Origin of the sequence: Mesonia phycicola, assembly GCF_900141885.1 — a bacterium.
Classification (GTDB): Bacteria; Bacteroidota; Bacteroidia; order Flavobacteriales; family Flavobacteriaceae; genus Mesonia; species Mesonia phycicola.
Map to the genome: position 1 here is coordinate 199,459 of NZ_FQYY01000001.1, position 12,950 is coordinate 212,408.

10 protein-coding genes are annotated in these 12,950 nt (G+C 29.6%); 8 read left to right on the forward strand and 2 right to left on the reverse strand.

From position 1 onward, the window contains the following. The first annotated feature begins 10 nt into the window (after positions 1-10). From BUC03_RS00930 to BUC03_RS00945, 4 genes are read left to right on the forward strand one after another with little or no spacing between them, the layout of a single operon-like run. Positions 11-619, forward strand: coding sequence for an LUD domain-containing protein (locus tag BUC03_RS00930; RefSeq protein WP_073147299.1), 609 nt, complete (start codon positions 11-13; stop codon positions 617-619). Between the two features lie 4 nt (positions 620-623). Then, the gene (locus BUC03_RS00935; protein ID WP_073147301.1) at positions 624-1,415 is read left to right on the forward strand and encodes a phosphatidate cytidylyltransferase; all 792 of its coding nucleotides are present in this window, start codon (positions 624-626) and stop codon (positions 1,413-1,415) included. Between the two features lie 6 nt (positions 1,416-1,421). Then, the gene (locus tag BUC03_RS00940) at positions 1,422-2,069 is read left to right on the forward strand and encodes a phosphatidylserine decarboxylase family protein (protein ID WP_073147302.1); all 648 of its coding nucleotides are present in this window, start codon (positions 1,422-1,424) and stop codon (positions 2,067-2,069) included. A gap of 3 nt (positions 2,070-2,072) precedes the next feature. Continuing rightward, positions 2,073-2,348: an acyl-CoA-binding protein gene (locus tag BUC03_RS00945; protein ID WP_073147303.1), complete on the forward strand. Its 276-nt coding sequence runs from the start codon at positions 2,073-2,075 to the stop codon at positions 2,346-2,348. A 7-nt stretch (positions 2,349-2,355) separates the two neighbouring features. On the opposite strand, the gene BUC03_RS00950 is transcribed toward BUC03_RS00945, so the two are convergent. Together BUC03_RS00950 and BUC03_RS00955 are read right to left on the reverse strand one after the other, a co-directional pair. Continuing rightward, positions 2,356-3,285: a LysR substrate-binding domain-containing protein gene (locus BUC03_RS00950; RefSeq protein ID WP_073147305.1), complete on the reverse strand. Its 930-nt coding sequence runs from the start codon at positions 3,283-3,285 to the stop codon at positions 2,356-2,358. A gap of 292 nt (positions 3,286-3,577) precedes the next feature. Next, positions 3,578-5,743, reverse strand: coding sequence for a M3 family metallopeptidase (locus tag BUC03_RS00955; protein ID WP_073147307.1), 2,166 nt, complete (start codon positions 5,741-5,743; stop codon positions 3,578-3,580). Positions 5,744-5,894: 151 nt separating this feature from the next. Between BUC03_RS00955 and BUC03_RS00960 the strand changes: the two genes are divergently transcribed. The 4 genes from BUC03_RS00960 to BUC03_RS00975 are packed head-to-tail and all read left to right on the forward strand — an operon-like array spanning position 5,895 to position 12,869. Then, positions 5,895-9,527: a CheR family methyltransferase gene (locus tag BUC03_RS00960; RefSeq protein ID WP_073147309.1), complete on the forward strand. Its 3,633-nt coding sequence runs from the start codon at positions 5,895-5,897 to the stop codon at positions 9,525-9,527. 3 nt (positions 9,528-9,530) lie between these two features. Next, a complete protein-coding gene (locus BUC03_RS00965; protein WP_073147311.1) occupies positions 9,531-11,774 on the forward strand; it encodes an ATP-binding protein in 2,244 nt (747 codons plus the stop codon). 2 nt (positions 11,775-11,776) lie between these two features. Further along, the gene (locus BUC03_RS00970) at positions 11,777-12,334 is read left to right on the forward strand and encodes a response regulator (RefSeq protein WP_073147313.1); all 558 of its coding nucleotides are present in this window, start codon (positions 11,777-11,779) and stop codon (positions 12,332-12,334) included. Further along, a complete protein-coding gene (locus BUC03_RS00975; RefSeq protein WP_073147315.1) occupies positions 12,324-12,869 on the forward strand; it encodes a biliverdin-producing heme oxygenase in 546 nt (181 codons plus the stop codon). The genes BUC03_RS00970 and BUC03_RS00975 overlap by 11 nt, the downstream gene beginning before the upstream one ends. Positions 12,870-12,950 lie beyond the last annotated feature (81 nt).

A 12,950-nucleotide genomic window follows, 5' to 3' on the forward strand; every position in this document is an offset into this window, starting at 1 on the left:
AAATTAATATATGAGTCTATTTAGAAAATTATTTTCATCCAAATCTAAATCAGACAAAGAAGAGGATCAAAAAAATGATACCACTGGTAAGTACATGCCGGAGCCACAACTCCCAATTGACGATAACTTTGTGTATAATTTTAAAAACAATGGAGGTAAATTTCTTTATTGTCAAGATCAAGCTGATGTACAAGAAATTTTTGAGCAAATTTTACAAGAAAATAATTGGCACAATGCCGAGTGTTGTTGCTTTGATGAAAATTTAAAACAAAATTTTAAAAATTTCAATTTAAATTTCACAACTAATGGAGAAGCTAGTTTTTTTCTCTCTACTTGTGAATATTTAATTGCAAATACTGGAGCACTTTTTATATGTTCTAATCAAATTAAGGAGAAAAAACTAGCAGAAATACCTCATAATTTTGTTATTTTGGCTTCCACTAGCCAACTGGTAGACAATATTGGCGAAGGTTTAAGAGGAATAAAATCTAAGAGTACAACAAGAATTCCTTCTAACATAACTACTATTAAAACTTTTCAAGATAAAAAAGAAAGTGATTTTTTAAGTTATGGAAGCACCTCCAAAAATGTATATTTACTCCTACTAGAAGATTTATAAAAATATGAGTGAACTTTTAAAAAGAACCCTTTCTGGGGTTTTCTATGTAGTATTGTTAATTTCTGCAATATTAATTTCAGAATATACTTTTATTGCATTGTTCTTTCTATTTGGTATAGTTTGCTTATATGAGCTACAAAAATTATTAAAACTAAATAGCTACTTAAATTATATTGTACTTACTATAGCTTTAGTATTTTTTGGTATTTTAAAATATCACGAATACTCCATTATCACTCTTTTAATTGTAACTATTTTTGTAAAAATTCTTCTTTTAAAAGATTTAATCATCATAAATAAAATACCATTATTTGAGGGTAAAAAATATATTCTTACTTTATTTTACCTTATCTCATCTATTATATTTTTAACATTGATACCTTATGAAAATAAAGAATATTCTCCATATATACTTATTGGAGTATTTTTGTTAGTTTGGTTTAATGACTCTTTTGCTTATTTAGTGGGTAAAAATTTTGGTAAGAGAAAACTTTACGAAAGAATTTCTCCTAAAAAAACTATTGAAGGCTTTATTGGCGGTCTTGTATTTGCTATGATTGCAAGTATTGGTGTCGCTTACTATACAAAAACCTTAGATTACAAAACTTGGCTAATAGTTTCTATATTAGTTAGTATATTTGGAACCTGTGGAGATTTAATTCAATCTAAACTAAAGAGACAAGCTAACGTGAAAGATAGTGGTAATATCATGCCTGGTCACGGTGGCTTATTAGATAGACTTGATAGTATTTTATTTGCAGGAACTTTTGTTTATGCTTACTTATTAATAATATAATATAACATGTTTCATAAAGAAGGATATAAGATTTTAGGAATTGCTATCACCATATGCGTGATTATAAACATTCTCTCTTATACATTTATTAATGTTGAATGGGTAAACCAGCTAATTTTAGCAGCAACTATTATTATGTTTCTATTAGTGCTACAGTTTTTTAGAAACCCAAAACGTCAAACTTTAGTAAGTGATCATAATATTGTAGCGCCAGTAGATGGCAAAGTAGTGGTTATAGAAGAAGTATTTGAAAAAGAATATTTTAAAGAAAAACGCTTACAAGTTTCTGTATTTATGTCTCCTGTAAATGTACACGTAACCAGACACCCTATTAACGGTAAAGTAGTTTTTAGCAAATACCATCCAGGTAAATTTTTAGTGGCTTGGCACCCTAAATCTAGTGAAGAAAATGAACGTACAACCGTAGTTGTAAAAAATAACGCAGTAGAAGTTTTATACAGACAAATTGCTGGAGCTTTAGCTAAACGAATAGTAAACTACGCTAAAGAAGGACAAGAAGTGGTTCAAGGAAGTGATAGTGGTTTTATAAAATTTGGTTCTAGAGTAGATCTTTTTTTACCATTAAACACACCTATTGATGTAAAACTAAATCAAAAGGTAAAGGGCGGATTAACGGTTATTGCAAAGGTATAATCCATGACTAAATCTAAAAAACAATTAGATCTTGAATTTGAAGAGGCTTACCATAAAGCCTCTAAAACAGATTTGAGATTTCCTCCAGATGTTAGATTACACTTTTATGCTTATTACAAAAGAGCTACTAAAGACAACTCTACACATAAAGAAGAAAACTTAGGAAGTAGATTAATTTCTGCTTTTAAAATGAATGCTCTTTTTCAAACTAAAGGCATTAGTAAAGACCAAGCTAAACAAAAATACATAGACCTAGTTAACAAGTACATCACAGACTAACTATATATTACCTCCACTTTACCGTTATAAATTCTTTGGTTTTATGGAAGTGACTAGGCACTACTTCTAAAATTGCATCTCTTAAATTTTTTAATAACAATTCTTTAGTAAAACTTTTATGTACCGCTAAACCTATTTGTCTTGCTGGTTGCGGATTTTCAAATTTCTTTACATATTTTTCATCATTACTAGTAACAGAAAGTTCTGGCAACAACGTATAGCCTGTATGACTTAATATCATCTTTTTTAATGTTTCTAAAGAACCTGTTTTAAATTTAATTCTATTCTCTGCAGAAGTTTTTTCAAGTCTGTTACAAATATTTAGAACCTGATCTCTAAAACAATGTCCTTGATCTAACAACCAAAGACCTTTTTCATCTAAATCTTCGGGAAACAATTTTGATTGATGAAGTAATTTATTTTTTTCATCTGCGTAATACATAAAAGGCTCAGAAAACAATTTAACTTCTCTAATATTTCTCTGTTGTGTGGGTACTACTAACATCCCTATATCTAACTTACCATTATCTAAATTTGCTAGAATATCATCACTTTGCATTTCATTAATCTCTAATTGAAGATCTGGGTGCGCATCACTAAACGATTTTAAAAACAAAGGGATTAAATAAGGAGAAAGTGTAGGGATAATTCCTATTTTACAAATACCAGTTAGTGACTGCCTATCATCATTAACCATTTCTTTTAAGCCCTCTACCTCTCTAATTATTTGTCTTGCCTTTAATATAAATTTTTCACCTTGGTAGGTAGGCGTTAATGGTTTTGAAGAGCGATCAAAAATTACTAAACCTATTTCATCTTCTAATTTTTTTACCTGTAAAGTAAGCGTGGGTTGTGCTACAAAACAGCTTTCTGCTGCTTTCACAAAGTGCCTATAATTATCTAAAGCAACCACATAATGCAATTGTTGGAGCGTCATATTTATTTTATAAATACTATAGTTAACAAAATCAATTTGATAAATATACTAAAATGACTCAAATTTGTATCATAAAATAAAAAATGCTATGAAAAAGATTATATTATTATCTACCGTATTATTCACAACTACGTTAATTGCTAAAGAAGGAATGTACTTATATTCTTCTAATCAGAAAGTAGAATCAAAAACAACCAAACAACCGGTTCAAAAAAAGGTTAAAGGCTGTTACATTTATTAAAAAAAGCCTCAAGACAAAACTTGAGGCTTTTTTTACAATGTACGTAAAGAACTATTTTTGAGGAATAGGAAAACCTCTATCTCTCATTAATGCATCTATAGTTGCATCACGACCTCTAAATTTTTTATAAGCCTCTGCAGGATCTTCTGCATTTCTTGGTGCAAATAAATATTTAACAAGTTTGTTAGCTACTTGCTTATCATAAAAACCGTTTGGAGCTTCAGCAAAAGCTTCAGCAGCATCAGAGGTTAGTACATCTGCCCACAGGTAACCATAATAACCGGTTGCGTAACCTTCACCAGAAAATACATGCCCAAATTGTGTAGATCTATGTCTCATAGGTATTTCTTCAGGCATTCCTAACTCTTTTAGTTTGTTTTTTTCAAACTCTTGCACATCTTTTATTTGCTCAGGGTCTGTAGTATGATAAATCATATCCATTAAAGCAGATGCTAAAAACTCTGTAGTAGCAAAACCTTGATTAAAAGTAGATGCTTTTTTAATTTTTTGTACTAATTGGGCTGGCATTGGCTCACCAGTTTTATAATGTTTTAAAAATTTATTTATAACCGCATCTGTAGATAACCAACGCTCTAAAAGCTGAGATTGAAACTCTGTATAATCTCTAACACCTCCGTTTAGTGTTGGATATTTAATATCTGCTGAAAGAAAATGTAATGCGTGTCCAAATTCATGAAAAAACGTTTCTGCATCATCCCAACTTACTAAAGTAGGCTCTCCATCTGCTGGTTTAACAAAATTAGAATTATTAGATGCTAAAACTGGATAATTTCCCATTAATTCAGACTTACTTCTATAAGTTGTAGCCCAAGCTCCAGAACGTTTTCCTGGTCTTGCGTATGGGTCTAAATACCATAACCCTACAATTTCTCCATTAGTTTTATTAGTAACTTCCCAAACTTTTACATCTGGATGAAATACAGGAACAGAGTCTGTAGATACTGGCTCAAAATTAAAATTAAAAAGCTCTCCTGCTACATAAAATATAGCCTTGCGTAAGTTATTAAGTTCTAGATACTGTTTTACTTCTTCACTATCTAAATCATATTTTTCTTTTCTTACTTTTTCCATATAAAAACGATAATCCCAAGGCTGTATAGAAATATTTTCTCCTTCTTTCTTCGCTAATTGTTCCATATCATTTACCTCCTCTTCTACTCTCGCTAAAGCAGATGGCCAAACTGCTTTCATTAAATTCATAGCATTTTCAGGATTTTTTGCCATTCTATCTTGTAAACGCCATTGTGCATAATTATCATACCCTAATAATGCTACTCTTTGATCTCTTAATTTTAAAATATTAAGAATCAATTCATTATTATCATTTTCATCTCCATTATTTCCTCTAGAATAATATGTTTTCCAAACTTTTTCTCTTAATTCACGATTTGTAGAATAAGTTAAAAAAGGATCCATAGAAGAGCGAGTATTGGTTATAGCAAATTTGCCCTCTTCACCATTTTCTTTTGCAATGCCACTAGCAGATTTTATATAACTTTCTGGCAAACCTCCTATTTGAGAACTATCTATATAAGTAATATAACTCTCTTCATCTGCCAAAATATGATTAGAAAATTGAGTATAATATTCAGAAAGTTGTTTTTCTATTTCTGCGTAAGTTTCTTTATCTTCTTTAGAAAGATTAGCTCCTTTCATCTCAAAATTCTGATAAATTAAAGCTACAGTACGTTGCTGCTCTTTAGGTAAAGCTGTTTGTTGAGAGGCATTATAAACTGTTTTTATACGTTGAAAAAGCTTCTCATTTTGTGATATTTTAGAGCTATAGTCTGAAATTATAGGAGACAATTCTTTTTGTATTTCTCTAAATTCTGGTGAAGATAAATTACTACTATATATACCATAATATGTAAATACTCTATCTAAATCTTGGCCAGATTTTTCAAACGCAATAATTGTATTTTCAAAAGTTGGTTCTTCTGTATTATTTGCTATTTCTTCTATTTCTTTTAAATGACTTTCTATTCCAGATAAAACTGCTGGTTTTAACAATTCTAACTTCATCATATTAAAAGCTGGTACACCTTGATAAGGCCCTTTCCACTCAGATAGTAAAACATTACCAGACTCTTGTTTCTCTCTGTGCATTTCTTCTGTTTTAGTGTTTTCGGTTTCTTGCTTACAACTGGTAAATAGCAGCAAACTTGTAAACATTACGGTAATTGAAATTTTTAGCATATTAATTTTTAAATTAAGACTAGATTATGTTATAAAATGTTAAATGTGGTATTATAAATGGCATATACAGTATAGAGTTACCCATTAAATTTATTATTTTTACCTCTACCCCTAGAGTGAAAAAATTAATTATAGCCATTTTATTCAGAAAATGACAAAAATAGTAGAAAAAAAAACTGTTAATTCTAAAAATAAAAAAACTTTAGAATCTAGATTAATAGCAGTTGGTGCTAGTGCAGGTGGTTTAGAAGCTTTAAAGTCTTTTTTTAGTAATTTACCAGATAATGATATAAATTCTTACATTGTTATTCAGCATTTATCTCCAGACTACAAAAGTATGATGGGAGAATTGTTAGCTAAAACGGCAAAATTACCTATTGAAGAAATTATTAATAATTCTAAAGTAGAACCAGGTAAAATATACCTTATACCTCCAGTAAATAACCTTACTATAGAAAACGGAATTCTTCACTTAAGTCAAAAACCTAAAAATCAACAGCTTAATTTACCTATTGATATTTTTTTAGATTCTCTTGCAGATTATAAAAAAGACCAAGCTATTGCTATTATTTTAAGTGGAACTGGAAGTGATGGTACTCGTGGAGCTAAGGCTATAAAAGAAAAAGACGGGATGGTTATGGTACAAGACCCTAACCAAGCTAAATTTGACGGTATGCCTAAAAGTGCTATTAACTCAGGGATGATAGATTATGTTTTACCTGTGGAAGAAATGGGTGCAGAATTATCTAAATTTATAGAATCTTCAGACACATATGTAATAGAAGGCAATTTAGAAGACTATAATGAAGAAGCATTTCTAAAAATTCTGAATTATGTTAATGAGAAAACAGGCTTAGATTTTAAAGAATATAAAACCTCTACATTAGTAAGAAGAATTGCCAGAAGGGTTTATGTATGCCAGTGTAAAAATTTAAAAGATTATTATTACTACTTACAAACCCACGTAGATGAAGTTTCTATACTTTTTAAAGAGTTTTTAATTGGTGTTACCAAATTTTTTAGAGATCCTAGAGTTTGGCAAATTATAGCAGATGATATTTTACCTGAAATAATTGAAAATAAAAATCAGGGGGAGATTTTTAAAATTTGGGATGTAGCCTGCAGTACGGGAGAAGAAGCATTTTCTCTAGCTATATATATTCAAGAAGAATTAGAACGACAAAACAAACAAGTAGAAGTAAAGATTTTTGCTACAGATATAGCCAAAAATCATTTAGAAATTGCAGCAAATAGTATTTACTCTGCCAGTATGGTTGCAGATATAGATAGACATTTACTCAAAAAGTACTTCGTAAAAAAAGGAGATAATTACCAAGTAATAGAGAAAATTAGAAGAATGGTTATATTTTCTCAACATAATATTATAAAAAACCCTCCATTTAGTAATATGGATATGGTTTTTTGCAGAAATCTCTTAATTTATTTTCAGCAAAGCATACAGAAAAAGGCTTTAAACCTACTTCATTATTCACTTAAAGAAAATGGATATTTAGTATTAGGCACAAGTGAAACCGTTAACACCTATCAAGAAAATTTTGAAGAGGTTAGCCGTAAGTGGAAAATTTACAGAAATACATCACCTAGAAAAAGATTGAATAACAACCAATTAAAATCATCTTCTAAAATAAAAATTAAAGACCACAAAATTAGAAAACCAGAACCTAAAGCTACTGGACCTAAACAAAAATTCATTTCAGAATTAAACGAAGCTATATTAGAGCAATTTGGAGGCGCCAGTGTTTTTATTGATTCTGAAACAAATATATTAGAAGCAGTTGGTGAGTTTAACAAATATGCCAACTTACCAGCAAAAGGTTTTACTACCAAGCTAATTGAAATGTTAGATGAACACCTACAACACATTCTATTAGCCTGCTGTAAAAAAGCCCAAAAAGATAATAGTAAAATTATTTATAGAGATGCTATATATACGCATTTAGGTGAACAAAAGGTGTTAGATTTAATTGTAAAACCATTTAAAATTAACAACTTAGACAATGAAACTAATTTTGTTATTACCTTTTTAGAAAAAGAATTAGATACCTCTACTATTAAAGAATCTAAAAAAATAACTTTAGATTCTCACACACAAGAATATATTAAAGAAATAGAAAGTGAGCTTAAAAAAACAAAAGAAGAGCTACACACATCTATGGAAGAAATAGAAACTAGTAACGAAGAATTACAAGCCGCTAATGAAGAGTTACTAGCCTCTAATGAAGAACTACAAAGCACCAACGAAGAGTTACAAAGCGTTAATGAAGAGATAAATACGGTAAATGCCGAAAACATCCAGAAAATGGATGATTTATCTGAACTTAATGCTGATATGAATAATATCTTAGAAAGTACAGATATTGGTGTAATTTTTCTAGACAGCGACTTACGTATTAGAAAATTTACTCCAGCCATAAAAAAACATTTTAGCCTAATAAATTCAGATGTTGGTAGACCTATAGATAATTTTGTAACTAATTTTGGTAAAAATAAAGGCCGTGGTCTAGTTTCCCGATGTAAAAAATCTATGGAAACAGGTAAAACATTAGAGAGAAATATTGTCTCTAAAGAAGGTAGAAATTACCTGAGAAGAATATCTCCTTTTATCGATTCTAACGATAATATAGATGGTGTTGTTATCACTTTTGTAGACATAGAATCTTTACAAAGAGCAAAAGAAAAACTAGTTGCAAGTGAAAAAAGGTTTAAATCTTTTTATGAAGAAGACCCGGTTATGCACTTTAGCATAGACCCTAACACATCAGAAATACTTCAATGTAACGAAGAAGCTGTACTCAGATTGGGCTATACAGATAAAGAAGAAATAATTGGTAAACCTATTTATGATCTTTATGACGATAAAACACAATTAAAAGCATTACATCTTAACAAAGCTCTAAAAGAAAAGAATAAGTTTAAGAATGTAGAAATTGAAATGCTCACTAAAAAAGGAACAAAAGTACCTATTATACTTTATTCTAATATTGAGTTTAATGAGAAAAAAGAGGTGATTACCAACCGCCTTACCTGCGTAGATATTTCTGAACTAAAATTAGCACAAGAAAAACTTAAAGAACAAAAAGCAGATTTAGAAAGAGCCAATAAAGATTTAGAGCAATTTGTATCTATTTGCTCACACGATCTTCAAGAACCATTAGCTACTATTAAATTTGGAAGTGACGTTTTAGGTAAACTATACGCAGATAAATTAGATGAAAAAGGTAAAAATTACATCTCTTATATAGACGAAGCTTCAGATAGGTTAGCTAACCAAATAAAAGCACTTCTTGAGCACTCTAGAATAGGGAGAAACACCAAAAAAACACTTGTAGACACACAAGAACTTGCAGAAGTAGTAAAGTATGATTTAACCAAAAGAATTAAAGACACCCAAGCAAAAGTAAGCATTGGCTCTTTACCAAAAATTAAAGCTTATAAGGTTGAATTGAGATTATTACTACAAAATCTTTTAAGTAATGCACTTAAATATATTGACAAAAACAGAAAACCAGAAGTAAGAATTTCTGCTTATAGAGAAGGAGACTCGTGGGTTTTCTCTGTCATGGATAACGGTATAGGTATATCTGAAGAAGACCAAAAAACCATCTTTACTATTTTTAGCAGAGTGCCAACAAAAGATAAATATGAAGGGACAGGTGTTGGATTGGCACACGTAGAAAAAATTGTACAATTACATGAGGGCTCCATTTGGGTAAACTCACAAAAAGGTGTAGGAAGTACTTTTTACTTTAAAATAAAAGCATAGCTAATGAAAATAACCCCTAAAGAAATTAGTCCGAAAATAAATATAACTAATTGTGACAGAGAACCTATACACAATATAGAGCAAACTCAACAACACGGGGTTATTCTTGTAATAGATACAACTTCAAAAAAAATAGTTCAAGCAAGTGAAAATTGTTTACACTTGTTAGGTATAGATATTAAAGAGATTATAAATCAATCTCTAGACAAAGTACTTTCTACTAAAAAAGTTAATATCTTATATAATACCATACAAAACAGTAATACACTATACCCACAAGAAGCTACTTTTAAAAATAAAAAATATCTTGTTATACCTCATTTATCTGCAGACAACCATCTTATATTAGATATAGAACCTGCGGGAGAAACCATAAACCCTATACAATTTCAAGAAGAATTAGTTAAAATACTTCACGAAATAAAAGACTCAGACTCTATTGAAGAAATGAGTAATCAAGCAGCATTGCTTGTAAAAAACCTTTATGGTTACCACCGAGTAATGATTTATAGATTTGATGAAGAATGGAATGGCGAAGTAATTGCAGAAACAAAAGAAGAGCATTTAGAAAGTTGGCTAGGCTTACACTACCCTTCTACAGATTTACCAAAACCTGCTAGAAAAATTTTTTTAAAACAAGGGGTTAGAATAATTAGTGATGTAAACCACTCACCTTCTCCATTACTACCACAATTAGATAAAAAAATAGATTTATCTAAAAGTGAATTAAGAGGGGTTTCGCCAATACATATTGAGTATTTAACTAACATGAAGGTTGGTGCTTCTTTAACTTCTGCCATTATTTTAAACGGAAAACTATGGGGGTTAATTGCTTGCCACCATTACCAACCTAAGTTTATAAATTACCACCAACGTCAATCTTGCAAATTTTTATCTCAAATTCTTGCTAACAAATTAGCATTAAAAACTAGTAATACGTTTCTAGAAAAAATAAATTCTTCAGAAGAAATTAGAAAAAAATTACTAAATCAAATAGACCATTCTAAAAGTATAAAAAATGCTTTAACACAACAAAGTATTAAGTTTACAGATATACTAGATTGCCACGGAGGTGCTGTTTGTTATAATGGAAAACTCACTTTAATTGGTAATACCCCTAAAAAAAATGAGGTAAAAAAAATTATTTCTGAAGTATTAAAAAAACAAAACGATGCCGTTTTTTTCACTAAAAAGCTTACTCGTTTTCATCAAGATGCAAGTGCATATAAAGATACTGCCTCTGGTATTTTAAGTGTTAGAATTGGTAATGACACAGATAATTACCTAATTTGGTTTAGAGCAGAAGAGTCTCACCATATCTCTTGGGGCGGCAATCCAGAAAAAAAAGGCTTTGTAAAAAATGGTATACAATACTTGCACCCTAGAAAATCTTTTGAACGTTGGACAGAAAAAGTTTCTGGTATAGCAAATGCCTGGAATACTTATGATATTGAGGCAGCTACTAATTTACAAGATAGCATCACCCACGTTATTGTAAAAAGACAAAAAGATAAAATAAAAAAGCTAAATAAAAATTTAGTTGAAGTAAATAAAGAATTAAAAATATTGAGCTATAGCATCACACACGATTTAAGAGCTCCTTTAAGAGGTATAGATGGTTACTCTAGAATATTACAAAGTAAATATGCCAACCAATTAGACCAATTTGGCAAAAGCGCTCTAAATACCATATTAGCATCTACAGAAGAGATGGATGTTTTAATAGAAGATATTTTACTTTACTCTAAAGCAGGGCAACAAGACCTTAATATTACCACCTACTCTACACAACAACAAATAGAAACAATTATTACTGCACAAAATATAACAAGTGATACTTCTAATGTAGAAATTAAAATTGCAGAAAATTTACCAGAAATAACAGGAGATAAAAAAATGTTATCTCAAGTATTTAGTAATTTAATTAATAACGCTGTAAAATATTCATCTAAAGAAACTAATCCTAAAATTGAAATTGGAGCAGAAAAAAAATTAGACAAAACCATCTATTATATAAAAGATAATGGTATTGGGTTTGACCCTCAATATAAAAATAAAATTTTTGATGTATTTTCACGCGTTGCAGCGAGTACAGATTTTAAAGGCGCTGGTATAGGTTTAGCAACCGTAAAGAGAATAGTAAAAAAACACAAAGGTAAAGTTTGGGCAGAGTCTAGCTTAGGTAACGGAGCAAGCTTTTATTTTTACGTAGATGTAAATACTCAAAATTTACAATTTTCAAAATAATTATGATTACAACAAAATTAAGAATTCTATTAGTTGAAGATTATAAAACAGATGCAGAACTTATTAAATTTCAAATAAATCAAATTGTTGAAAGTAGTGAAATTAGAGTTGTAGATAATCTTGACGATTTTAAAACTGAACTTCAAAAATTTGTGCCAGACGTTATATTATCTGACTATAATTTACCTTCTTGTAATGGTTTAGATATTTTACAGTACTCCCAAAATTACGATGATACTTTGCCTTTTATTTTTATCACCGGTACTATTGATGATGATGAGATGGCTGCCAATACAATACTTTCTGGTGCATCTGGATTTATATTAAAAAAACACATGAATACGCTAGCAGATAAGTTAGCACCACTTCTTAAAAAGATTGTTTTTAACATGATTCAACAAGAAGAAGTACGTGAAAAAGTAAGAAAAAATAAAATTGCTGTAAATCAAATTTATGACTACCTAGATAAAATTCAGGTAGATAATGAAGAACAAAAACTAAATATCAACAAAATTAGAAAAAATATAGATCTAATTAAAAAAGATACTGATGCTGAATAAACTTAGAGAAGCTACACAACAACTACATAAAGATATTGAAGGAGGAAATACTGCCGGTTTAATAATAGATCACAGTATTACATTAGAGCAATATAAAAAACTATTATTACAAAATTTTGTTGCTTATAAAATTACAGAAGAAAAAATTACTAAGCAGATACCAACTTATAGCCAAGATAAAACCGAAAGATTATCTCAAGATTTACTTAATTTAAAAGTAGACACCTCTATTGTTAAAGATTTTGAAAATAACTTTAACGTTAATACTCCTGCAGAAGCTTGGGGTGCTTGGTATGTAGTAGAAGGCTCATCTTTAGGCGGAATGATAATTTCTAAAAACATTAAAGAATGTAAAGCTTTAGCTATGATGGATGAGCACTATTTTTTTAGCGGAAAAAGACAAAATGTAAAAGGTTGGAAACAGTATTGTAAAGATCTTAAAAGCAAAGATTTTTCTGAAAAGGAAGAAATAGAAGCTATAAATAAGGCAAAAGAAACCTTTCAATTCTTTGGTAGAATTTTTAAAGAAGTATAAAATCAATAAAAAACTTATAAGTATAAATGTTTATACCTATAAGTTTTTCATAAATTCATCTAAAATTATACCTAGAAAAGA